Origin of the sequence: Methylocapsa palsarum, from assembly GCF_900114285.1 — a bacterium.
Classification (GTDB): Bacteria; Pseudomonadota; Alphaproteobacteria; order Rhizobiales; family Beijerinckiaceae; genus Methylocapsa; species Methylocapsa palsarum.
Genome location: NZ_FOSN01000007.1, coordinates 57,257 through 78,662 on the forward strand (window position 1 = coordinate 57,257; position 21,406 = coordinate 78,662).

General features: G+C 62.1%; 22 protein-coding genes. 8 read left to right on the forward strand and 14 right to left on the reverse strand.

Going from position 1 to position 21,406, the window contains the following annotated elements; translation table 11 throughout:
- Window positions 1-61: 61 nt before the first annotated feature.
- The gene (locus tag BM177_RS09405) at window positions 62-937 is read right to left on the reverse strand and encodes a 23S rRNA (adenine(2030)-N(6))-methyltransferase RlmJ (protein WP_091681469.1); all 876 of its coding nucleotides are present in this window, start codon (window positions 935-937) and stop codon (window positions 62-64) included.
- Between the two features lie 245 nt (window positions 938-1,182).
- Between BM177_RS09405 and BM177_RS09415 the strand changes: the two genes are divergently transcribed.
- Window positions 1,183-1,959, forward strand: a complete 777-nt coding sequence (locus tag BM177_RS09415) for a bestrophin-like domain (protein WP_091681474.1) — start codon at window positions 1,183-1,185, stop codon at window positions 1,957-1,959.
- A gap of 132 nt (window positions 1,960-2,091) precedes the next feature.
- Here the strand turns inward: BM177_RS09415 and BM177_RS09420 are convergent, their stop codons facing one another.
- From BM177_RS09420 to BM177_RS09430, 3 genes are all read right to left on the reverse strand, one after another.
- A complete protein-coding gene (locus tag BM177_RS09420) occupies window positions 2,092-2,919 on the reverse strand; it encodes a ribonuclease T2 family protein (protein ID WP_244532238.1) in 828 nt (275 codons plus the stop codon).
- Complete coding sequence (locus BM177_RS09425) at window positions 2,898-3,575, reverse strand: hypothetical protein (RefSeq protein WP_139223577.1); 678 nt, start codon at window positions 3,573-3,575, stop codon at window positions 2,898-2,900. Before BM177_RS09425 ends, BM177_RS09420 begins: the two co-directional genes overlap by 22 nt.
- Window positions 3,576-3,662: 87 nt before the next feature.
- Entirely contained in the window at window positions 3,663-5,075 is a 1,413-nt protein-coding gene (locus tag BM177_RS09430; protein WP_091681480.1) for a mannose-1-phosphate guanylyltransferase/mannose-6-phosphate isomerase, read from the reverse strand.
- A gap of 265 nt (window positions 5,076-5,340) precedes the next feature.
- On the opposite strand from BM177_RS09430, the gene BM177_RS09435 reads away from it, so the two are divergent.
- A complete protein-coding gene (locus BM177_RS09435) occupies window positions 5,341-5,949 on the forward strand; it encodes a ribonuclease HII (RefSeq protein WP_244532239.1) in 609 nt (202 codons plus the stop codon).
- 136 nt (window positions 5,950-6,085) lie between these two features.
- A complete protein-coding gene (locus BM177_RS09440) occupies window positions 6,086-7,285 on the forward strand; it encodes a site-specific DNA-methyltransferase (RefSeq protein ID WP_091681485.1) in 1,200 nt (399 codons plus the stop codon).
- 25 nt (window positions 7,286-7,310) lie between these two features.
- Here BM177_RS09440 and BM177_RS09445 read toward each other — a convergent pair whose 3' ends face one another.
- Window positions 7,311-8,225 carry a cyclic nucleotide-binding domain-containing protein gene (locus tag BM177_RS09445; RefSeq protein ID WP_091681487.1) on the reverse strand — a complete coding sequence of 305 codons (915 nt, stop codon included), beginning with the start codon at window positions 8,223-8,225 and terminating at the stop codon, window positions 7,311-7,313.
- A gap of 202 nt (window positions 8,226-8,427) precedes the next feature.
- Between BM177_RS09445 and BM177_RS09450 the strand changes: the two genes are divergently transcribed.
- A complete protein-coding gene (locus tag BM177_RS09450) occupies window positions 8,428-8,817 on the forward strand; it encodes a putative quinol monooxygenase (RefSeq protein WP_425284385.1) in 390 nt (129 codons plus the stop codon).
- A 116-nt stretch (window positions 8,818-8,933) separates the two neighbouring features.
- On the opposite strand, the gene BM177_RS09455 is transcribed toward BM177_RS09450, so the two are convergent.
- Complete coding sequence (locus tag BM177_RS09455; protein WP_091681489.1) at window positions 8,934-9,203, reverse strand: Imm74 family immunity protein; 270 nt, start codon at window positions 9,201-9,203, stop codon at window positions 8,934-8,936.
- Between the two features lie 2 nt (window positions 9,204-9,205).
- A complete protein-coding gene (gene mutY, locus BM177_RS09460) occupies window positions 9,206-10,363 on the reverse strand; it encodes an A/G-specific adenine glycosylase (RefSeq protein WP_091681492.1) in 1,158 nt (385 codons plus the stop codon).
- A gap of 119 nt (window positions 10,364-10,482) precedes the next feature.
- On the opposite strand from mutY, the gene BM177_RS09465 reads away from it, so the two are divergent.
- The 3 genes from BM177_RS09465 (at window position 10,483) to BM177_RS09475 (ending at window position 12,383) form a co-directional block, all read left to right on the forward strand.
- A complete protein-coding gene (locus BM177_RS09465) occupies window positions 10,483-10,950 on the forward strand; it encodes a VOC family protein (RefSeq protein WP_091681495.1) in 468 nt (155 codons plus the stop codon).
- A 95-nt stretch (window positions 10,951-11,045) separates the two neighbouring features.
- Entirely contained in the window at window positions 11,046-11,627 is a 582-nt protein-coding gene (locus BM177_RS09470; RefSeq protein WP_091681497.1) for a DUF721 domain-containing protein, read from the forward strand.
- A gap of 96 nt (window positions 11,628-11,723) precedes the next feature.
- On the forward strand, window positions 11,724-12,383 hold the full coding sequence (locus BM177_RS09475) for a DsbA family protein (RefSeq protein WP_091681500.1): 660 nt from the start codon (window positions 11,724-11,726) through the stop codon (window positions 12,381-12,383).
- Between the two features lie 169 nt (window positions 12,384-12,552).
- On the opposite strand, the gene BM177_RS19490 is transcribed toward BM177_RS09475, so the two are convergent.
- From BM177_RS19490 to BM177_RS09505, 7 genes are all read right to left on the reverse strand, one after another.
- Window positions 12,553-13,086, reverse strand: coding sequence for a hypothetical protein (locus BM177_RS19490; RefSeq protein WP_139223578.1), 534 nt, complete (start codon window positions 13,084-13,086; stop codon window positions 12,553-12,555).
- Window positions 13,087-13,428: 342 nt separating this feature from the next.
- A complete protein-coding gene (locus BM177_RS09480; RefSeq protein ID WP_091681503.1) occupies window positions 13,429-13,833 on the reverse strand; it encodes an iron-sulfur cluster assembly protein in 405 nt (134 codons plus the stop codon).
- Window positions 13,834-13,846: 13 nt separating this feature from the next.
- A complete protein-coding gene (locus BM177_RS09485) occupies window positions 13,847-15,091 on the reverse strand; it encodes a cysteine desulfurase (protein ID WP_091681505.1) in 1,245 nt (414 codons plus the stop codon).
- A 31-nt stretch (window positions 15,092-15,122) separates the two neighbouring features.
- Window positions 15,123-16,505, reverse strand: coding sequence for a SufB/SufD family protein (locus BM177_RS09490; RefSeq protein ID WP_091681507.1), 1,383 nt, complete (start codon window positions 16,503-16,505; stop codon window positions 15,123-15,125).
- Between the two features lie 9 nt (window positions 16,506-16,514).
- A complete protein-coding gene (gene sufC / locus BM177_RS09495) occupies window positions 16,515-17,276 on the reverse strand; it encodes a Fe-S cluster assembly ATPase SufC (RefSeq protein ID WP_091681509.1) in 762 nt (253 codons plus the stop codon).
- 109 nt (window positions 17,277-17,385) lie between these two features.
- Window positions 17,386-18,852 (reverse strand): Fe-S cluster assembly protein SufB, encoded by a 1,467-nt coding sequence (gene sufB / locus BM177_RS09500; protein ID WP_091681512.1) that lies wholly within the window; start codon window positions 18,850-18,852, stop codon window positions 17,386-17,388.
- A gap of 88 nt (window positions 18,853-18,940) precedes the next feature.
- On the reverse strand, window positions 18,941-20,146 hold the full coding sequence (locus BM177_RS09505) for a cysteine desulfurase family protein (protein WP_091681515.1): 1,206 nt from the start codon (window positions 20,144-20,146) through the stop codon (window positions 18,941-18,943).
- Between the two features lie 358 nt (window positions 20,147-20,504).
- On the opposite strand from BM177_RS09505, the gene BM177_RS09510 reads away from it, so the two are divergent.
- Window positions 20,505-21,194, forward strand: coding sequence for an alpha/beta hydrolase (locus BM177_RS09510; protein WP_091681518.1), 690 nt, complete (start codon window positions 20,505-20,507; stop codon window positions 21,192-21,194).
- Window positions 21,195-21,406 lie beyond the last annotated feature (212 nt).

Sequence of the window (21,406 nt, forward strand, 5' to 3'; positions counted from 1 at the left end):
GTGCGGCGGCCTGACGCCGCGCCGATTGCGGCTCCACCGCTCGGGGCCAAAGCCGCGCTTGTCAAGTTCGATCCCAAAAATTCCGCGGCTGATTCTCTTCCGGGGCCAGCCATTCGGCCAGATGCGAGCCCCCGCCATCGCCGAGCAGGGAGACGAGGGCGGGAAGGATGAGTTGCGCTTCCGCCTCGAGCCTGTAGGGAGGATTGATGATGATCAGGCCGCAGCGGGTCAAGGGGCCGCGCAGCGCGGGGTCGCTGATCTGGAATTCGAGCCGGAGAATCGGCCGGATCCCGGACTTCGCCAGTGTCCGCGCAAAAAGCGCCGCGCCGCCGTCCGGCTTGACCGGATACCAGATGACAAAGATTCCCGTCGCCCATTTCCGCCACGCCGCCGCGACCGCACCCGAAAGCCGTTCGAACTCGCCGGCGTCCTCGAACGGCGGATCGATCAGAACGAGACCGCGCCTTTCGACGGGAGGCAGATAGGCCTTGAGCCCGACATAGCCGTCGATCTCGATAATCTTGATCCTTCTGTCGGCGCCCATGTGACGGCGGAGCGCTTTTGAGGCGTCGGGGTGAAACTCGCAGAAAACCATCCTGTCGTGCGGCCGCAACAGGGCGCGCGCGATCGCCGGAGAGCCGGGATAGCGGGGCTGGTCCGCATTCAGCAGCGGCGAAAGGATCTGGAGATAGGGCGAGATAAGGTCCAGCGCCGGGGACGCGAGAGTAGAGCGTGAGAGGCGCCCCGCCCCGCCGCGCCATTCGGCGGTTCGTTCCGCCGCAGGCGCCGAAAGATCGTACACGCCGCCGCCCGCATGGGTTTCGACGACCCGGAAGGCGCCCGGCTTTTCCGCCAGATGCGCAAGAATCCGGGTGAGGAAAATATGTTTGAAGACGTCGGCGAAATTACCGGCGTGGAAATCGTGACGATAATTCATATGACCTTTGCGGCGCCTTCCGAACTTTGCTTCGCCTTCCAGACTTTGCGTCGCCGTCGCGTCATCGCCAGAGCGCAGTTCGCGGGCGCGGTCGGCAGCGTTGCATTAGGCGGGGTCATCTGCGAATCTTCCGTATGCAGCGGACAGCCCTTTCTTTTCTCTTTTTTCCTGTCTCTTGTCTCTTGATCTCTTGTTTTTGATCTTTTGGCCGCATCGTTTGCGGACCTCTTTAGCGGCGGGACCCCATGTTCGCCAGAGCCACGCTTTATGGTTTGCCGGTCTGGATCGTCTTCCTGGCCGCGGCAGGGTCGCTCGTCCTCGTCACCGAACTGGGGTTCCGGGGCGGGCGGCGTCTTGGACGAGCGGCGCAGGAGAGGGCGAAATTCGAGACCGGATCGATTCAGGCCTCGGTGCTTGGCCTGCTCGCCCTGCTCCTTGGGTTCACCTATTCCGCGTCGATGTCGAATTTCCAGGAACGGCGCACGCTCGTCGTCAAGGAAGCCAACGCGATCGGCACGGCCTATTTGAGGGCGCAATTGCTGCAAAAGCCTCTGGCGCAGCAGGCTGGCCTTTTGCTGCGGCGCTATACGGATCTTCACCTTCAATGGGCGGCGGCGACGGAGACTGAGGCGGCGCGAATCGCAAGGCAGGGCGATGAGGTCCAAAAAGAGATCTGGGCGATCGCCGCGCGCGCCGCCGAGCAGGATCGCGGGCCCGTGACGGCGCTTTTCATCTCCTCCGTCAACGATCTCATCGACGTCGGCGGCGAGAGGGTCGCCTCCAACTCCAACCGCCTTCCGATTCAGATGTTCGGACTGCTCGGCGTCCTCGCGCTCGTCGGGATGGGACTGACCGGCTATGGCTGCGGCCTCTCCGGCGAACGATCCTTCGCCGCGACCACGACGGTTTCCCTGCTGATCGTCGCGCTGACACTCGTCATCTGCGACATCCATGAGCCTCGGCAAGGACTCATCCACGAAAGTCAGCAGAGCCTGATCGACGCGCGTGCGGCGATGCCCTAGAGCATATTCCGATTGGATTGGATTGAATCAATCCAATCGACAAGACTATGCGCAAGCTTTTGACTCTGGAGCGATTTCTGATCGACCGCATGACTCCATGCGATCGGAAAGCGCTCTATAAACGCTCCCTTTTTATAAGGTCGGCGGGACGGACACCTGTCGCGCGCGGCACCCCTGTCGGCTGACCTCCGGACAGGCGTGAAAGTCGCGCAGATCTTTCGAAAAACAGATCCGGACCTCCTGCAGGACGCCATGCGCGCAGGCGAGCCCAAGCATCCCGGGCCGCAGCCGCCGGTTGGCCGCGATAAAGGCGCGCTCGATGTCGACCGGCGTCCATGTCTGCGCCTCCTTCGCCGTCGCAAACGGGGGCGGCACGACAATCGCCTCGCGCGCCTTGCGGACGTCGGCGAAATAATCCGTCGGGCTCTTGCCGGAGCAGACGCCATGCTTGCGCCATTCGTAGCGGGCGAGGCCTTCGTCCGGATAGACCCCGGCCGCCGATTCCAGCGCGATGCGCGAGGGCGAACGCGCGGCCGGCCCGCAATCGGACGGGTAGCCATGTTCGTACTGGGGCCAGAGCCCATGCACGACAAAGCCGAGATTGGCGCCGGCGCCGCACTGGGTCTGAGCCCGCTCCGCCGAAGCGGTCTGGCAGAAACTCGGCGACCAGGAGAGGGCCAGAACGTAAAAGTCGAAATCGCCGGGCGCGCTCGGTCCGCGTGGCTGCATGCGCCGCCCGAAAGACGGACCCGACGGAGCATCCGGAGATGGAGAACCCGGATTTGCGTCCGCAGGCGAGGCGTCGGCGCAATTGTCGAGGATGCAGCCGCGTCCCTGCGGATCAGCCTGCGCGGAAGCGGCCGGAAGAAACCCGCAAAGGGCCGCCGCCAGAGTCAGGGGCCAAAGCTCCCGGAGTTTGCCTTCCAGCCGTACGGGTCTCAGGGCCGCACCATCTTGCATCCGGGCGCATAGGCGTCCATGCGATCGAGGCCTTCGACGCACCAGTCGACATCATCCTGGGCACCGATCAGCCCCGCGTCCTTGACGATCGTGAACGACACCGGGCGCCATTTGTCATCGTTCATGTAGGCCCGGGCGCGGCAATAGCGGCGGGGAATGTAATCGAGGCCATTCGACCGGAAGCCGATCTCCTGAACCTGATCGAAGCCGAGAATTTCGAGGCCCGTCCTCCAGAATTCGCTTTCCCGCTCGTGAAACCGCGATTGCAGCCGTTCCAGCGCGGCCGGGTCGTCGCAAGGCGGCAACAAACCGTCGGAGGGGATATATTGGCGCTCGGCGGGAACAAGAGGACGCGCGTTCGCGGGATGAAAAGCGCTTGTCGTCAGCACGGCGAACATCGCCGCAGCCAGCGGCGAGCGATAAAATCGCTTCGCCAGTCCTCCAAAGCCCGCCATCTTGCACCCCACGTGAATTTCCCCGGGACGATGCTTCGCCCGGACCAAAGCGTCAAGAGCGGCGTCAGCCTGAGGCGCGACTGGCGGGCCTAAACTCGCCGGACCCTGCACCCGATCATCTTCCTGGACATGAGACAGGCGAGCCGGACATGAGACAGGCGCGGTTTCGTCCTGGAACAGCCATGCCCGGCGCCACAACATTGACGGCCCGGTTGGCGCGACCGGCGCCCGGCGAGAACACTTGTTGAGAACGCCTGTTGAGAAGAGGCCCCAAGGATCAGTTGATCCTCACCCCCGATTGTAGACGTCCTGAATGCGGACGATGTCATCTTCGCCGAGGTAAGAGCCGGTCTGGACTTCGATCAGTTCGAGGTCGATCTTGCCGGGATTCGCCATCCGGTGCACGCAGCCGATCGGCAGATAAATCGACTCGTTTTCATGCACGAGACGCACCTCGTCGTCGCGCGTCACCTCGGCCGTGCCCCTGACGACGATCCAGTGCTCGGCGCGGTGGAAATGCTTTTGCAGGGACAATCGGTCGCCGGGCTTCACCACGATGCGCTTGACCTGGTAGCGATCGCCAGAATCGACGGACTGATAATAGCCCCAGGGCCGGTACGATCTTTTGTGCTCCAGCGCCTCCCGGTGCTTTTCGCTTTTCAACTGATCGACCAATTGCTTGACCCGGTCGCCCTGCGACTTGTGAAGCACGAGGACGGCGTCCTGGGTCGTGACCACGATGATGTCGTCGACGCCGACGACGGTGGTCAGATGCTCGTCGGATCGGACATGAACGTTGACGGAGTCCATGATGACGCCGCGTCCGCGGATCGAATTGCCTTTTTCATTGCGCTCGGACAATTCCCAGACCGCCGCCCAATTGCCGACGTCCGACCATCCGATGTCGGCCGGAACGACCGCGGCCTTGTCGGTATGTTCCATCACCGCGTAGTCGATCGATATTTTCGGCGCCTTCGCGAAGGCCTCTGCGTCGAGCAGGATGAAATTGAGGTCGGTCGTGGCGTTGGCGACCGCCTCCGCAGCCGCCTCCGCGATCGCCGGTTGGTAATGGCGCAACTCGGCCTGCATCACGTCGGCGCGAAAGAAAAAATTGCCGGAGTTCCAGAGGTAGTTTTCAGCGATATATCGCTCAGCCGTCGCGGCGTCCGGCTTTTCGACGAACCCCGCGACCTTGAGGACGGCGCCCTCATGCGAGATCGCCTTGCCGGTCTTGATATAGCCATAGCCGGTGGCGGGCTCCGTCGGCTTGATCCCGAGAGTGACGATATAGCCGAGTGCGGCCGCCTCGGCCGCCTCTTTGCACAGGGCCAGAAATCCCGCCTTGTCCTGCACGACATGATCCGCCGCAAGAACCGCGACGATCGCGTCGGGAGCGGCCGCGGCGGCGAGTTCGGCGGCGACGGCCACGGCCGGACCCGAGTCGCGCCGCACAGGCTCAAGAACGATCCGCGCCTCGCGCCCGATCTTTTGCAGCTGGTCGAAAACTAAAAACCGGTAATCGTGATTCGTAATGACGATCGGGGTCTCAAAAACGTCGTCGTCGAGGATCTGCATCGCGGACTGGAAGGTGGATTGCATTCCGATAAGGGAAATGAACTGCTTTGGCAGGCTCTCCCGCGATTCGGGCCAGACTCTCGTCCCCGACCCGCCGCACATGATGACCGGAAGGATTTTCACCATTTCTTGCTTTCCCGACTTCTGCCGCCCGACTTGTTTCCCAAACAGCGCCGATGCCTACGGCGCCCGCGCGGCCCAGACCGCTGAAATCGGTTCTTTAGCGCGGCCTGACGCATTGCACAAAATATCTTACACGACAGCGTCGTTACTGTCGCCTGTTTCCAGGGCTGCGCGCGCGCTCGCCTGCACGGTGGCTTGCAGGGTCGCTTGCAAGGTCGCTTGAATGAGCGGGGAAACGCGGGGCTCGCGGCCCGGCGGGGGGAATGCGATGGCGAAACCGGATTTTAGCGTCGAAAGGAAATTGCTCAAGGCCGGCGTCTGGCCGGTTGCGGGCGTCGACGAAGCCGGGCGCGGCCCGCTGGCGGGACCGGTCGCCGCCGCCGCCGTCATCCTCGATCCCTTGAATCTGCCGCGCGGGCTCAATGATTCGAAGCTTTTGCCCCCGCCAACGCGCGAACGCCTCTATGAGGAAATTCTAAAACGCGCGCTCTGCGTGTCGGTCGCCTTTGCGAGTGCGGCCGAGATCGACGCGATCAACATCCGTCAGGCGACGCTCGAGGCCATGCGCCGGGCGCTCCGGGCGCTCGCGGCCGCGCCCTGTTACGTTCTGTTCGACGGCAACGACGCGCCGGCCGGCGCGCCCTGCCCCGGCGAGGCCATCGTGAAGGGCGACGGCGCCGTGCTTTCGATCGCCGCTGCCTCCATTGTCGCCAAGGTGACGCGCGATCGCCTGATGACGCGGCTTTGCGCGGTTCATCCGGTCTATGGTTTCAGCCAGCACGCCGGCTATGGAACGCCCCGGCATCTCGCAGCCATCGAAGAACACGGGCCGTGTCCCTATCACCGGCTGAGTTTCCGTCCGTTCAGGATCGGTTGAAAGACGCGGCGAAGGGGGAGCCGCCCCGCCGCCTATGCAGAAATGGCACAGTCGAAGCCAGCCCTCCGACACGGGATGTTTACCGGGCGCCGCCAAGGTCGGTCGCGTCAGTAGCGTAGCGTACCGGTTGTCGAACATGCGTAGCCAAAGCGCCGGAGCCGCCGGCCGTAAATCTCAGATCAAGGTATTGCGTACTGGGATTTCGGCGGTGCGCTCCGTTGCGTCCGGCGCTTCGGCGCCCGCCCGCCAAGGCCTCCCGCTGAACGAGATCATCGTCGGCGATTGCCTCGAGGAACTCGCGCGGCTGCCCGAGGAAAGCGTCGATCTCGTCTTCGCCGACCCGCCCTACAATCTGCAACTGGAAAATAGCCTGTCGCGGCCCGACCAGAGCCTTGTCGACGGAGTCGACGACGACTGGGACAAATTCGCGAACTTCTCCGCCTATGATCGCTTCACCCGCGACTGGCTCGCCGCCGTCCGGCGGGTGATGAAGCCCGACGCGACGCTGTTTGTCATCGGCTCCTACCATAATATTTTCCGGGTCGGCGCGATCCTGCAGGACCAAGGGTACTGGATCCTGAACGACATCGTCTGGCGCAAGTCCAATCCGATGCCGAATTTCCGCGGCCGCCGGTTCACCAACGCGCATGAAACGCTGATCTGGGCCGCCAAAAGCGCCGGCGCGAAAAATTACCGCTTCAACTACGAATTGCTGAAAGCCGGCAACGAGGACTGCCAGATGCGATCGGACTGGCTGTTTCCGATCTGCACCGGCGCCGAGCGGCTGAAGGACGCGGCCGGCCGCAAGACCCACCCGACGCAGAAGCCCGAGGCGCTCCTCGTCCGCGTTCTGCTCGCCGCCTCGGCCCCCGGCGCCGTGGTGCTCGATCCTTTTTTCGGCACCGGCACGACGGGCGCCGCCGCAAAGCGCCTCGGGCGCGGCTTCGTCGGCATCGAACGCGACGAAACCTACGCCGCCGCCGCGCTGGCCCGGATCAACGCCGTCGAGCCTTTGCCTGAGAGCGCCGTCGCCGAGGCGCCGAGCAAACGGTCAGAACCGCGCATCCCTTTTTCCGCCGTCATCGAGGCGGGACTAATCCGGCCCGGCGACATACTCGCCGATGAAAAGAAGCGCCATTTCGCGGTGGTGCGGGCGGACGGCGCGATCTCGATCGGCGCAGTCGCGGGCTCGATCCACAAGATCGGCGCCCTGGCGCAAGGCCTGCCCGCATGCAACGGCTGGACCTTCTGGCAGTTTCAGCGCGGCGGCGAATACGAACCGATCGACGCTTTGCGCTCCCTCATGCGCGCGAGCCTGCGCGAGGCGGCGGAATAGTGCTGCGTCAGACGGCCCGGCCGTCCTAACTCTCACCGAGGTCAAAAGCGGCCGGCGCCGTCTGGTTAACCGCGCCATATTTCACAAACAGGAGGTCCAGAGCCTCCGCCGCGAGATCTCCGACCGGCCGGCCCTGCTCGTCAGCGAGCGCCCTAAGTTTGCGGCGCGCAGCCTCCGGAGCGTGGATGACCATTGGCTCGGCGCCGGCCCCCGCCGCTTCTTGCAGACGGACGCTAGCGCCTCTAAGCGCCGGCCCGGACGCAGACTGGTTTGGACTCATGTCGCGTTCGCACCGCCTTGCGACAAGACGCGTCACATAGAACCCGAATTCGGGATTTTGGAAACAAAGCTGCTCGAACGCCTCGTAAGTGATGAACAGAAGCTGCGCCTCGGTCGCGCAGATTGCGGAAGCGGTGCGCTGCCTTCTCCCAGTGAACAGCGCCATCTCGCCGAGCATTTCGCCGGGACCGAGGGCGACCGACGCTTCCATGATCTCGACCCGCCCGCTGACGATGAGGAAGGCTTCATCGGCGTCGTCGCCTTTCGAAAAAATGATCTCGCCCTTCTTCAGAACGCGCGGATGCATGAACGGCTTCAGCCACTGGAGCTTCAGGTCGGAGCCGGACGCAGCCTTCACGGTAGTGACGAGCTTTTGCATTTGCCGCAAACGCGAGGCGTTGAGCGGAAAATTGACCGTATGCTTGACGACAGAAGCGAGGCTGCCGTTGCCAAGCCCCGCGAGCACGCCAAGAACGTTGTTCAGGAGAGCGATCGACCGCAACTGGATCATCCCCCTGGCGCGCGCGGAGGCGATCGCCGAAAGAGCTTCGGCCCAGGTCACAATCTCTACCGCGAGAAAAAGGTAGTCGCCCGCGCCGGCCGGTTTGCGCGGCGCGGCGGAAAAGACGACATTGATGAGACTTAGACCACCGTCGACCATTCAAATCCTCGAAAGTTCCAGTCTTTCGCGACGCTCATAGCGCAAGCGCCAGCCAGATCTTTTCCACCCAAATCTATTCCACTTTGCGGGCAGCGCTCGTTGGCGAGAGCGGGAATCATTCTGGCTGAGGCCGCAAAGCCGGAACTCTAATGGTTCGCAGGAATTGAAGCGGCAAGGGTTCAGCTCAACGGGAGGACATGTCATGGAGCGCCGCCAATTTCTCGCCGCGATCGGAGTCGCGGCCGCCGCGTCGGCCGCCACCGATGTTTTCGCGGAAAGCGCCGAAGCGAAAGTCGCGAACGGGCTTTACGTGCTCCTCGAGGCAAAGCCCGGTAAGGAAGAAGAGGTCGCGGAATTTTTGCGCCAGGGCAAGGAACTCGTCGAGGCGGAGCCGGGGACGATCGCCTGGTTCGGCATCCGCCTTGGTCCGACGACCTTCGCCATATTCGACGCTTTTCCAGATGAAGCGGGACGGCAGGCTCATCTGACCGGCAAGGTCGCCGCCGCCCTGATGGCGAAAGCGCCGGACCTGCTGGCCGCGCCGCCCAAAATCCAGAAGGCCGACGTTCTCGCCTCGAAATTGCCGGGCTAGCGCATATTCCGACTGGATTCCAATCGACAGGAATCTGCTCAAGTTTTTGACTCTTGAGCGATTTCTGATCGATCCGCACGACGGCATGCGATCGGAAAGCGCTCATGGCCGCTTCATCAACTGAATTCGACGACGAGGCCCAAGCGGTCGAATTCGTCTTCGATCGCTTTGAGAATCTCGAGCAGCTCCGCGACCTCGATTTCGACGGACTCGTGAGGGGCGTCCCAGCACAGGATCTCGTCGAGATCGACGACGAAATCAGCCCCTTCCGCTTCCGACATCCCGGCGGCCGCCGGGAAGATCGTCACAACCTTGTCCCGCGAGCGGACCTTGATCGACCCTTCAGTCAGTGTGACCAGGAACGGTCTGGAGCTGCGCCTTGTCATTCTTATCCCGCATCGGCCATGGACGCGATGGCTCGCGGCGCCCGCGGCTTCGCCTGCCGCGCCTGTTCGCCATTTGGCTTCAGGTCGCCGCCCCGGCCCACGGCTTCGAGAACCTTTCGCATCACGCCCGGCAGCGCCTCCCGGGAAAGGTCAGCGGGAGCGACCCAGCGGCAGCCCGCGGGCGCCTCCTGCGCGAGAGGCGCCGCCGCCGCGAAAACCTCAAGAGTGAGGGAAAAATGGGTGAACACGTGCTCGATCGTGACATCGAGCCGCTTGAACGGAACCCGCATGGGGGCCTGTCCCAATGCGGCGGCCGGGTCGAAATCGGCGTCCCAGACGCTCCCCGGCACTTCGCTCATCCCGCCGAGAAGCCCTTTGTTCGGGCGCGTGCGGAGCATCACGGCTCCATCCTCGCGGCAAATATAGAACGCCGCGCCGCGCCGGCGGGGGCGGACGGCCTTCGGCGCCTTCACCGGGAACCGCGCCGGATCGCCCGATCGCCGGCCCTCGCAGAAATCCGACAAGGGGCAGATCGCGCAAGCCGGACTGCGGGGCGTGCAGATTGTAGCGCCGAGGTCCATCATGCCTTGGGCGAAATCGCCCGGGCGTTCGTGCGGAGTGAGGACGTCCGCCTTCGCCCGTATAAGCGGCCTGACCGAAGGAAGCGGCGCCTCGATCGCGAAAAGCCGCGCGACGACGCGTTCGACATTGCCATCGACGACGACCGCGCGCCGCCCGAAGGCGATCGCCGCGATCGCCGCCGCCGTGTAGGGTCCGATCCCCGGCAGACGACGCAATTCGGCTTCAGACTGGGGAAACCGGCCCTCGAAGGCGCCGGCGATCATTTTCGCGCAGGCGTGCAGGTTCCGGGCGCGCGAATAATATCCAAGCCCGGCCCATTCGCGCATCACCTCTTCGATCGGCGACGCCGCCAGATCATGGACGCTCGGCCAACGCGCCAGGAACGCGGAAAAATAGGGTTTGACCGCGGCGACCGTCGTTTGCTGGAGCATGATTTCCGACAGCCAGACGGCGTAAGGGTCGGCGGGCTCAAGCGGTTTCGCGCGCCAGGGCAGATCGCGGCGATGCCGATCGTACCAGCTTAAAACGGCGTCGGAAGCGCAGAAAGGCGCGATTTGGGCCGCGTCAGGGTCATACATGCGCCGAGTTTAGCCACTTTGATGAACTCAATCCACGATCGAACTTCGCGTTTGCGTCGCGCCGGGGGGCGGATGGCGTCAATCGTTGGCGCAAGTTATTGAAATCAAGGGGGATAGAAATGATCGAAAATACCAAGCCGATTCCGGCGGGCCATCAGGGGGCCATTCCCTATCTGACGGTGGACGCGGCGAGCGAAGCCATCGCGTTTTATCGGGAGGCGTTCGCGGCGGTCGAAACCATGCGAATCGAGCATGAGGGCAAGGTCGGCCACGCCGAAATCGTGATCGGCTCCGCCAAAATCATGCTGTGCGACGAATTTCCCGATCATGACGCGCTCAGTCCGCAAACCATCGGCGGGACTCCTGTCCTGATTCACCTTTATGTCGAGGATGTCGATCAGTTCACATCCCGGGCGATCGAGGCCGGAATGCGGGTTCTGCGTCCCGTCGAAAACCAGTTCTACGGCGATCGCGGCGGCAAATTCGAAGATCCGTTCGGACATCGCTGGTGGATCGCGTCGCGCCGGGAAGAGCTCTCCGAGGCCGAGATCGTCCGGCGCGCGACGGCGCTTCACGGCGCGCCCTGAGGGGGCGGCGTCGCGCAGACCTTGCGCCGTTTTTTCGGACCTGCGACGATCAGCGTCCGAAGCCTGAGCGCAGGCGAATAAAGAAGGCGCGGAAAATGTCATCCGAACCCTCGCGCAATTTCCGGCGCCGTAAAGCCGCATGGTCGTCTCCTCTGGCCGATCTCGTCGGCGCGGTGATCGACCCGGTTCTGGCCCGGCAGGGCTTCAGCCAGTCCGACCTGATTTTGTACTGGGACGAGATCGCGGGCGAGCGCCTCGCCTCGATGTCGCAGCCAATCAAGCTGCAATGGCCGCGAACGCCTGACTGGTCGCGGGCGCCGCAGACACGGGGAGAGCGGAGCGGCGGACCGCAGCGCCAGGACGCGGCGACCCTCGTGGTCCGCGTCGAATCCGGGTTTGCCCTTGAAATGCAGCATCTTGCCGGCGCGCTCATCGACAGGGTAAACGCGCATCTGGGCTGGCGCTGCGTCGGCCGCATCGCGCTCAAGCAGGGGCCGGTGGAGCGCCGCCGGACCGGAAGGCGCGCCGCGCCTGCTCCAGACCAGCAGATCGCACGCGAGGCCGAAAGGATTGTGGCCGGAATCGAGGACGACCCTCTCCGTTCCGCCCTGGCGCGTCTTGGCGCGAACATCCTCGCCCGGTGCGAAGGCCCGGCCAAAATTAACAGTGCTGAATAGACCAACAAGAGACTTGATACTGGCCGCTTGCCGATATAGCCGGTCTATGAAGCTGGCGGTCAGCTTCCCCCAAGCCCTCCGGATGGAGCGATCCCTATGTGTTCAGATAAAGCCGCTTCAGCCGTAAACAGGCGGCGCCATTTCCTGCGGATCGCCGGCGCGGTCCTGGCCTTGACCTCGTTCGCCGCGGGGGCGGCGGGCGCCGGCGCGCCGCCGGCCGAATTGATGGCGGCCGAGGCGTTGCCCGATATAGCCCTCGGCAAGCCCGACGCTCCGGTCACCATCGTCGAATATGCGTCGATGACCTGCACCCATTGCGCCGCCTTTCACGCCACCGCCTATCCGAAGCTGAAAAGCGATTATATCGACGCTGGCAAGGTCCGCTTCATCCTGCGTGAATTTCCGCTCGATCCCCTGGCGACCGCAGGCTTCATGCTGGCGCGCTGTTCTGGAGACGAAAAACGGACCGCGATCGTCGACCTTCTCTTCGCGCAGCAGAAAAACTGGGCGTTCACCGAAAAGCCTGTCGAATCGCTCGCCGGCCTGCTGAAGCAGACCGGCATGAGTCAGGAGAGCTTCGAGGCGTGCCTCAAGAATCAGGATCTCTATGACAACATCAACAAGGTGCGCGACCGGGCGGCGGAAAAGTTCCAGGTCAACGCGACGCCGACGTTTTTCATCAATGGCGAGAAGTTCAGCGGCGAACTCACGGCGGAAAGCCTCGCGAGCAAGATCGACACACTCGCCAAGCAGTGAACGGGGATGAGCGAGAATATCAGGATGATGCGCGAAAGGGCGGTTCCGCTCGTCAGGCCACTATCCGCCTGGAGGTCAAAGGACGTCGTGGCCCGTTGCCTGCCGTGAGATCACCGCAACATTCGGCCCCCGTAATGAGAGTTTGCAACCAAACCCCTTGAGCGGCCAGTTAGCCCCCTTTGAAATGGAATAGCTGAATAATAACTGCACGGACTGCGTCTCGCTCGAGGGAAATTATGTAAATTAAAGGAAAAAGTACGTATATCAAAACAGATAAGCTATAAACAACAAATATAAACTTAGCTACTTTCTTAACACGAGATATGTGCTTGTCCTTAAGTGTGTGTAATATTGTTGTTTTTCCATGAACAACACGAAATGTTGTTGATAGACGATATATGAGCAGCCGAAAAATCTCTTTGTTATTAAAATTTAAGAAAAGTCCAAAATATAAAATATACATAAAAAAATATATCGTAAATGCAACAGAAATAACAAAGAAAAACCCCGGAATTACGTTTCTGTTATGAACGGAAAACTCAAGTCCCAACGCTGAGAATTTTTCCGGCTCAATCGCTAGAATTCTGGAGGCAAGCCCCAAAGCGAAGGCTATGTAAATTCGTCCACTTATCTTGTAAACTTTTTCAGCAATTTTCTCTCTAGAATAATCTTTTAGGTCGCGCCATCTCAGCACCGCTTGCACCCCTCGGTCAGGTATGATGCGTCAAGCCTTACAGCGAAACTATAATATCGACGGGATGAGGGTCTCATCCTTTCGAGTTCAACACCAAAAGTTCCTTGTGAGAAAGTTATCAACGGTGCACGGAAACGGCTTCCGTCATCTGTATAGAGAATTCCCCGCAAGGTTTTTGCAGATATTTTCCGCCCAAATCGACCGCTGCCGCGGCTATCCCTCAGCGTTCAAACCCGCCGCGGGGCGTGGCAGGATCGACCCGACTATCCGGGCCGCGCGGCCCTTCAGGCAGCAGCCGCTGTGCCAGACAGAGCTTTTCAAGCTTCAGGCGCATCATATCCGTCGTCGCGTTCAGAACATATCGAGCGCCACGCGCGCCTCGTCGGACATGCGGCCCTGATCCCACGCGGGTTCGAAGACGACGCGCGCCTTCGAGGCCATGACGCCCGGGACCGTGGCGACCGCGGTTTCAACCCAGCCGCCCATCTCGCCCGCGACGGGACAACCCGGCGCGGTCAACGTCATGTCAACCCTGACTTCGCGATTTTCGCAGACTTCCACCGTGTAGATCAGTCCGAGTTCATAGATGTCGCAGGGTATTTCTGGATCGAAGACGGTCTTGAGAGCCGCCGTCAGATCTTCCTGATAACGATCCCGCTCGTGTTGCGGCACCGACCCGTCAAAAATCCATTGCGGTTCGTTCGGCTGCGCTTCGCGATGAGCGTCCGCGGGTTCGATCGTTTGCGGCTCGGTCATGACTTTTCCTCGTTCAAGCAAACAGGCTTTCAGCCTTGGTCAGCGCCTCGGCGAGTTTATCGACCTCCTCCAGCGTATTGTAGAGCGCGAAGGAGGCGCGGCAGGTGGAAGTGACCCCAAAACGGGCCAGCAGGGGCTGCGCGCAATGCGTGCCGGCGCGCACCGCGACGCCATATTGATCAATCACAGCCGCGACGTCATGCGCGTGGGCGTTTTTCATCTCGAAAGCGATGATCGAGCCCTTGCCTTTGGAGCGCCCGAAAATCCGCAGGGATTTGATCTCCGCCAGGCGTTCGCGCGCATATTCGCCCAAGGCGCCTTCATGAGCCTCTATGGCGTCGCGGCCGATCCGACGCATGTAGTCGCAGGCGGCTCCAAGCCCGATGGCCTGCACGATAGGCGGCGTTCCGGCCTCGAACCGCTGCGGCGGCGTGTTGTAGGTGATATGGTCCCGTGTCACTTCGCTGATCATCTCGCCGCCCCCCAGAAACGGCGGGAGAGTCTCCAACCATTTCTTCTTGCCGTAGAGCGCGCCGACGCCGGTTGGCCCGTAAAGCTTGTGGCCGGTGACCGCATAAAAGTCTACATCGAGGCCGCTCACGTCCACATCAAGATGCACGGCGCCTTGCGAACCGTCGATCAGCACGGGAATTCCCCGTTCATGCGCGATCCTGACGATCTCCTTGACCGGCGTCACGGCCCCGAGCACGTTCGACATATGCGTCAGCGCGACGATCTTCGTCTTCGGAGTCAGCGCCCTTTCGAACGCTTCCAGCGACAAGTTTCCCTCATCGTCGACTTCGAGCCATTTCAACACCGCGCCCTTGCGTTCGCGCAGGAAATGCCAGGGAACGATATTGGCGTGGTGTTCCATGACCGAAAGGACGATCTCGTCGCCTTCGTTGATGTAGGCCTGGCCGTAGGAGGAGGCGACCAGGTTGATCGCCTCGGTGGCCGATTTCGTAAAGATGATTTCGTCCACGGATCCGGCGTTCAGGAACCCCCGCACGCTTTCGCGCGCCGCCTCGAAGGCGTCGGTCGCGGCGTTGGCGAGAAAGTGCAATCCCCGGTGAACGTTAGAATATTCATGGTAGGTCGCATGAACCATGCGATCGACCACCTGACGCGGCTTTTGCGCGGACGCGGCGTTGTCGAGATAGACCAGCGGTTTTCCATTGGCCAGCGTCGAGAGGATCGGAAAGTCGGCGCGGATGCGGGCGAGATCGAATGACCCCTCGGTCGCAATATGTTTGTTCATATCTCGCTCCCCAAAAGCCCCGGCGTCAAAATCATGAATGAACGCCTGGCGGCGCGCGCCGGGAGAGCCACGCCCGAACTTCAGATCTGCAGACTTCGGCGAGGTTCTCGTCACCAAGACCGTCGATCAACTCTCCGGCGAACGCTTCGAGCAACAGCGCCTCGGCCTGCGCGAACGGCAGCCCCCGCGTTTGAAGGTAGAACAACTGGTCGGCGTCGAGACCGCCGCTCGTCGCGCCGTGGCCGCAGGCGACGTCGTCAGCAAAAATTTCAAGTTCGGGCTTGTTGTTCATCGCCGCCGTGTCGGACAGCAGCAACGCCTTGCTGAGCATCCGGGCGTCCGTCTTCTGCGCGAGCGGATCCACCACGATCTTGCCCTGGAAAACGCCAGTGGCCTCTTCGTCGAGTATATATTTGAACAATTGGCGGCCCGAACAATCTGGCGCCGCATGTTCGACGACAAGCGTGGTGTCCGCGTGCTCCCGCCCGCGAAGAAGCGAGACGCCGCGCAGCGCGCTTTTCGCGCCAGGGCCTTGGAACCGCATGAAAATCTGGCGCCGGATCAGCCCGGCGCCGGTGACAAGGGCGAAACTGTCGAATTGCGCGCCGGCGCCGATCGATGCGATCAGGCTCTCGACCCGCACGCCGCCTGGCTCGCCGCCGGTCATCCTCGTCGTGTGGTTGAAGGTCGCGCCCTCGCCCACCGACGCGATAAGACAATTGAAGTTTTGCAGACAATTGAAGTTTTGCAGCCCACTGAAGGTTTCGTCCGCTCGCGCGGCGCGAACATGCAGGGATTCGGCAAGGCGGATCGACGCCCCGGCCCCAACGACGATCAGCGAACGCGAAAAGCGCGCGGAGGGTCCGCCCGGCGTCGAGGCGTAAACGAGGTTGATCGGATCATCGCTCCTTGCGCCGGGCGCGACCTCGATCACCACGCCGTCCTGCATCAGGGCGGCGTTCAGGGACAGGATCGGATCGGCGCCGTCGGCATTCGCCGGCGCCAGCAGCGCGATGAGGTCGGCGCGGCCTTCGTTGAGAACGGATGCAAGCGAGCGCACACGAACGCCCTCCGGCATCGCGCTCGACAGCTCAGGCGCGAAAACGCCGTCCACAAGCACAAGGCGTTGAGCGAGCGCGCCGGGATGCGAAAAGTCCGGTCGAAGCGCTTCGATCTCGGCGGCGCCCGGCGCCTCCACCATGGGCAGGGCGGAACGCATGATCGCGCGCAGGTCCGTGTAATGCCAGGACTCGACGCGGCGATGCGGAAGCCCGGCCGCCGCGAAGGCCCGAAACGCGGCGTCCCGATACCTCGCGACGTCGCGGCCGCCCGGAAGGGCGCCCTTGCGAGCGTCGAATCCGGCGCTGAGGGCCCGCTCAGCGGAGGTTCCAGTTGATAAAACGTCAGCGCTGATGGCCGCCTCCTACGCCACGGCCTGATCGGGATCGGTCAGGTAGTTTCGATAGCCGCTCTTCTCAAGCTCGAGCGCCAGTTCCTTGCCGCCGCTTTTGACGATCCGGCCTTCAGCCATCACATGTACGCGGTCGGGAACGATGTAGTCGAGCAGGCGCTGATAATGGGTGATCACGAGAAATCCCCGGTGCGGCGCGCGCAACGTGTTGACGCCGTCGGCGACGACCCGCAGGGCGTCGATATCGAGGCCGGAATCGGTCTCGTCGAGGATGCAGAATGTCGGTTCGAGCAGCGCCATTTGCAGGATGTCCATCCGCTTTTTCTCGCCGCCGGAGAACCCCACGTTGAGGGCGCGCTTCAACATGTCCGGCTTGATCCCGAGTCTTTCGGCGGCGCCTTTCACGCGGCGCATGAAGTCGGGCGTCGACAATTCAGCTTCGCCGCGCTGTTTGCGCTGCGCGTTCAGCGTCGCCTTGAGAAATGTCATCGTGGCGACGCCGGGAATTTCGATCGGATACTGAAACGCCAGGAACAGGCCCCTGGCCGCCCGCTCGTCGGGCTCAAGGGCGAGAAGGTCAACGCCGTTCAAGATCACTTCGCCCGACTCGACACGATAGTCCTTGCGGCCAGCGATCACATAGGCGAGCGTCGATTTGCCGGCGCCGTTCGGCCCCATGATCGCAGCGACTTCGCCATCCTCGACGGTGAGGCTGCAATCGTCGAGGATCTTGCGTCCTCCGATCGACACGTTGAGGCGTCTGATTTCAAGCATAAGTCTGTTCTCTAAAAGGAGCCGGCCGAGCCTGTCGTATCGCGACCACGGGGGGCTTGTGGAAACAACATGCCGGAGGTTATACGCCCGGCGCATGGGGCGGATCCGATCAGCCGACGCTTCCCTCGAGGGAGATGGCGATCAGCTTTTGCGCCTCGACCGCGAACTCCATCGGCAGCTGCTGCAGCACATCCCTGACGAAGCCGTTGACGATCAGCGCCGTCGCCTCCTCGGCGGAGAGGCCGCGCTGCAAGCAATAGAACATCTGGTCTTCGGATATCTTCGAGGTCGTCGCTTCGTGTTCGAACTGCGTGCTCGGGTTTCTCGATTCGATGTAGGGAACGGTGTGGGCGCCGCAGGAATTGCCGATCAGCAGCGAGTCGCAATTGGTGAAATTTCGCGCGCCCGTCGCCTTGCGGTGCGCCGAAATCTGGCCCCGGTAGGTGTTCTGCGATTTACCCGCCGCGATTCCTTTCGAGATGACCCGGCTCGTCGTGTTCTTGCCGAGGTGGATCATCTTGGTTCCGGAATCGACCTGCTGACGACCATTCGAAATCGCGATCGAATAAAATTCACCGCGCGAATTGTCGCCGCGCAGAATGCATGAGGGATATTTCCAGGTGATCGCGGAGCCAGTCTCGACCTGCGTCCAGGAAATCTTTGAATTTGCGCCGTGGCAATCGCCGCGCTTGGTGACAAAGTTGAAGATGCCGCCTTTGCCCTCTGAATCGCCCGGATACCAGTTCTGGACGGTTGAATATTTGATCTCCGCGTCGTCGTGCGCAATGAGTTCGACGACCGCCGCGTGAAGCTGATTTTCGTCGCGCTTCGGGGCGGTGCAGCCTTCGAGGTAAGAGACATAGGAGCCTTTGTCCGCGATGATCAGCGTGCGCTCGAACTGCCCCGTGTTCTGCTCGTTGATGCGGAAATAGGTCGACAGCTCCATCGGGCAGCGAACGCCGGGAGGCACGTAGACGAAGGACCCGTCGGAAAACACGGCGCTGTTCAGCGTCGCGAAATAATTGTCCGTCGTCGGCACGACCGAGCCGAGATATTTCCTGACGAGTTCCGGATGGCTGTGGACCGCTTCCGAGATCGGGCAGAAGATGACCCCGGCCTTGCCGAGTTCCTCCTTGAAGGTCGTGACGACGGAGACCGAGTCGAACACGGCGTCGACCGCCACCCTGCGTTCGACGCCCGCCAGGATTTCCTGCTCCTGAAGCGGAATGCCGAGCTTGGCGTAGACCTTCAGCAACTCCGGATCGACGTCCTCCAGCGATTTCGGGCCCGGAGCCGTCTTCGGCGCCGAATAATAGTAAAGGTCCTGGTAGTCGATGCGCGGATAGTCGACGCGCGCCCATTTCGGTTCTTGCATCGTCAGCCAGCGCCGGTAGGCGTCGAGACGCCATTCCGTCAGCCAGGACGGCTCGTTCTTTTTCGCTGAAATGAACCTGACGATCTCTTCGTTCAGCCCCTTCGGGGCCTTGTCGGATTCAATGTCGGAAAAAAACCCATACTTATATTCCGCGACGTCGATCGATTTGACGCGATCGACGGTCTCCTGAACAGCCGCCATTTTTCTTTCTCCTCACCGCCGCGGTTTCAAGGACCGCTGGTTCAGACTTCAATATCCGCCGAAAATCCGCCGGGACTACCCGGAGACGTTACGCTGCGGCCTGCCTCGCCGTCCTGGTCGTTCTCGCGCCGATGGTCTTCATCGCCTTTGTAAAGGCGCGGATGAACAAATCGCAATCCTCGGCTCGAGAGTTCCAGCCAAGGCTCACCCGGATCGCGCCCTGGGCCAAATTGTCCGCGACGCCCATCGCCGTCAAGACATGCGATCGTTTGACCTTTCCGGAGGAGCAAGCCGATCCGGACGAAACGGCGACGCCTTCGATATCCATAAACATCAACAGCACCTGCGCCTCGACGCCCGGGACGGCGAAACAGGACGTATTCGGCAACCGCTCCGCTTGCGCGCCAAAGAAAACCGCCCCGCCGCACACCCGCCGTATGTCCGTTTCGATACGGTTGCGCAGGCCTTCCATGGCCTGATGGTCGAGTTCCGACGCTCCCGTTCCGCTCGACCTGTCCTCAACCGCGCGGATCGCCGCCGCCGTTCCCGCGATCGCTGCGACATTCTCGGTGCCGGCGCGCGCGCCGCGCTCCTGTCCGCCGCCCCGATGCAATGGACTTCTTATGTGTGACGCGCCGCCGGCAAAACACACCCCCCCGGCGCCTTTGGGGCCGCCGAATTTATGGGCGGAAAAGACCAGCGCGTCGGCGCCCAGTCGCTCAAGACCGCAGTCAACCTTGCCGGCGCCCTGGACCGCGTCGCAAACCACAAACCCGCCAGAGGCATGAACGAGCCGCGCCGCTTCCGCCACAGGCTGAAGGGCGCCGGTCTCGTTATTCGCCAGTTGCAGGGCGAGCATGACTCGCGATCCGCGGCGTCTGTCGAGCGCGGCGTCGAGCGCGGCGATATCGAGAACGCCACGCGGCGTAAGGCCAATGGACTCAACGGCACCCGCTGGAAACCTGCAGCCGGAGAGGACCGCCGGATGCTCTCCCGCCCCGGCCAGAAGACAATCGAAGGGCCGGGCGTCCCCCGCCGTTTCCAGATCGGGCGTCAACACGAGATTCAGCGCTTCGGTCCCGCCAGAAGTGAATATCAGGCTCTTGGCGTCCGCCTGGAAAAAGCCTGCGATCTCTTCGCGGGCCGACTCAATCATCGCGCGCGCCGCCCGTCCTTCGGCGTGGACGGAGGACGGATTGCCGCAATGATCGAGCGCCGCACAGATCGCGGCCCGAGCCGAAGGGTGAAGCGGCGTCGTCGCGTTATGATCGAGATACGCGCGAGGCCCATGCATGGCGGAGGTCCATCGTAACGGCGAAAACCCGGAAACGACCTCAAGCCTGCGAAAACCGCTTGCAATCCTTCGGGTCGAACGTGGTAAAGAGAAACGGCGCAAAGATTTTAGAATTATTCTTATGCGCCATGACGATCACAAGTCAAGCAGGTCCGGAAGCAAGCACGTTTGGTATTGGCGGCGGAGTTTTGATCACAGCTTGCGAGTATTCGAGAAAAGATCAATGAACGAACGCCCCGGCTTGCGGGTTTAGCGCGAACGTAAGACGCGCGGCCCCGTTGGGCTCCATTGACGCTCAGTCTGCCGCAGGCCCTCTCATCCGCAGACCGGCGGCGCCGGTATTTATCAGGGAGCACGAATGCCCGAGGTTATGTTTAACGGTCCGGCCGGCCGCATCGAGGGCCGTTTTCATCCTTCGAGCGTACGCGGCGCGCCCATCGCGATCATCCTTCATCCACACCCGCAATTTGGCGGGACGATGAACAATCAGATTGTCTATAATCTCTATTACACGTTCGCCGAGCGCGGCTTCGCGGTGCTACGGTTCAATTTTCGCGGCGTCGGCCGCTCCCAGGGCGGGTTCGACCACGGCCAGGGCGAATTGTCGGACGCCGCGGCGGCGCTGGACTGGGCGCAGGCGTTCAATCCCGAAGCGCGAGCCTGCTGGATCGCCGGCATTTCGTTCGGATCCTGGATCGGCATGCAGCTTTTGATGCGCCGCCCGGAAATCGAAGGTTTCGTCTCGATCGCTCCGCCCGCGAACCGGTTCGACTTTTCGTTTCTGGCGCCCTGCCCCTCCTCCGGTCTGTTCGTTCATGGAGATCAGGACCGCGTCGCGCCATTGCGCGAGGTCACCGGCCTGATCGAGAAACTCAAGACGCAAAAAGGCATCGTGATCGAACACGCCGTCATTCCGGGCGCCAATCACTTCTTCGAGAACCGGGTCGAACATCTGATCGAGGAGGTCGGCCTCTATCTCGATCGCCGCCTCGGCAATCCGCCGAGACTGCCGACGCCGACACGAAGCGAACCGGCCGAACGACGTTAGCGCGCGCGGAGCGTTTGAGGTTCGTCTCCTGGAGCATATTCCGATTGGATTGAAATCAATCCAATCGACAAGAATATGCTCAAGCTTTTGATTCTGGAGCGATTTCTGATCGATCGCATGACTGCATGCGATCGGAAAGCGCTCGAGCATATTCCGATTGGATTGAATCAATCCAATCGACAAGAATATGCTCAAGCTTTTGACTCTGGAGC

Bases quoted from the DNA above. Each gene is read 5' to 3' on its own strand.
- BM177_RS09405 (WP_091681469.1), bottom strand. From the start codon at position 937: ATGAATTATCGTCACGATTTCCACGCCGGTAATTTCGCCGACGTCTTC.
- BM177_RS09415 (WP_091681474.1), top strand. From the start codon at position 1,183: ATGTTCGCCAGAGCCACGCTTTATGGTTTGCCGGTCTGGATCGTCTTC.
- BM177_RS09420 (WP_244532238.1), bottom strand. From the start codon at position 2,919: ATGCAAGATGGTGCGGCCCTGAGACCCGTACGGCTGGAAGGCAAACTC.
- BM177_RS09425 (WP_139223577.1), bottom strand. From the start codon at position 3,575: ATGTTGTGGCGCCGGGCATGGCTGTTCCAGGACGAAACCGCGCCTGTC.
- BM177_RS09430 (WP_091681480.1), bottom strand. From the start codon at position 5,075: ATGGTGAAAATCCTTCCGGTCATCATGTGCGGCGGGTCGGGGACGAGA.
- BM177_RS09435 (WP_244532239.1), top strand. From the start codon at position 5,341: ATGGCGAAACCGGATTTTAGCGTCGAAAGGAAATTGCTCAAGGCCGGC.
- BM177_RS09440 (WP_091681485.1), top strand. From the start codon at position 6,086: ATGCGTAGCCAAAGCGCCGGAGCCGCCGGCCGTAAATCTCAGATCAAG.
- BM177_RS09445 (WP_091681487.1), bottom strand. From the start codon at position 8,225: ATGGTCGACGGTGGTCTAAGTCTCATCAATGTCGTCTTTTCCGCCGCG.
- BM177_RS09450 (WP_425284385.1), top strand. From the start codon at position 8,428: ATGGAGCGCCGCCAATTTCTCGCCGCGATCGGAGTCGCGGCCGCCGCG.
- BM177_RS09455 (WP_091681489.1), bottom strand. From the start codon at position 9,203: ATGACAAGGCGCAGCTCCAGACCGTTCCTGGTCACACTGACTGAAGGG.
- mutY (WP_091681492.1), bottom strand. From the start codon at position 10,363: ATGTATGACCCTGACGCGGCCCAAATCGCGCCTTTCTGCGCTTCCGAC.
- BM177_RS09465 (WP_091681495.1), top strand. From the start codon at position 10,483: ATGATCGAAAATACCAAGCCGATTCCGGCGGGCCATCAGGGGGCCATT.
- BM177_RS09470 (WP_091681497.1), top strand. From the start codon at position 11,046: ATGTCATCCGAACCCTCGCGCAATTTCCGGCGCCGTAAAGCCGCATGG.
- BM177_RS09475 (WP_091681500.1), top strand. From the start codon at position 11,724: ATGTGTTCAGATAAAGCCGCTTCAGCCGTAAACAGGCGGCGCCATTTC.
- BM177_RS09480 (WP_091681503.1), bottom strand. From the start codon at position 13,833: ATGACCGAGCCGCAAACGATCGAACCCGCGGACGCTCATCGCGAAGCG.
- BM177_RS09485 (WP_091681505.1), bottom strand. From the start codon at position 15,091: ATGAACAAACATATTGCGACCGAGGGGTCATTCGATCTCGCCCGCATC.
- sufC (WP_091681509.1), bottom strand. From the start codon at position 17,276: ATGCTTGAAATCAGACGCCTCAACGTGTCGATCGGAGGACGCAAGATC.
- sufB (WP_091681512.1), bottom strand. From the start codon at position 18,852: ATGGCGGCTGTTCAGGAGACCGTCGATCGCGTCAAATCGATCGACGTC.
- BM177_RS09505 (WP_091681515.1), bottom strand. From the start codon at position 20,146: ATGCATGGGCCTCGCGCGTATCTCGATCATAACGCGACGACGCCGCTT.
- BM177_RS09510 (WP_091681518.1), top strand. From the start codon at position 20,505: ATGCCCGAGGTTATGTTTAACGGTCCGGCCGGCCGCATCGAGGGCCGT.